This is a genomic window from Streptomyces bobili (genome assembly GCF_002154575.1).
Classification (GTDB): Bacteria; Actinomycetota; Actinomycetes; order Streptomycetales; family Streptomycetaceae; genus Streptomyces; species Streptomyces bobili.
Genome location: NZ_MUBA01000787.1, coordinates 268 through 543 on the forward strand (window position 1 = coordinate 268; position 276 = coordinate 543).

Below are 276 nucleotides of genomic sequence, written 5' to 3' on the forward strand. Positions count from 1 at the left end.
CTTCCTCGCCAACCTCGCCGACCTCGCCAAGGGCGGCGACTTCAAGACCGCCATGCTGCCCGTCCAGGCCGACGGCACACTCAGCGCCGAGGCCAGTGCGAGCGTGGTCAAGAACGTCCTCGGGGGCACAGCGAAGAGTCCCGCGAAGGACGCGGCGGTCAGCGTCTCCGTGCGGAACGCCAGCGGAGTCAGGGCCACCACCGAGGACGCGCGCGTGGTGCTCCTCAACGGCGGCTTCACCTTCCTGGACGGCGGCACTGCGGGCACCGCGTCCGC

1 pseudogene is annotated in these 276 nt (G+C 71.4%); it reads left to right on the plus strand.

What is annotated here, in order from left to right:
- Positions 1-276 (plus strand): annotated as a pseudogene (locus tag BZL64_RS41740) (LytR family transcriptional regulator); the annotation flags it as partial.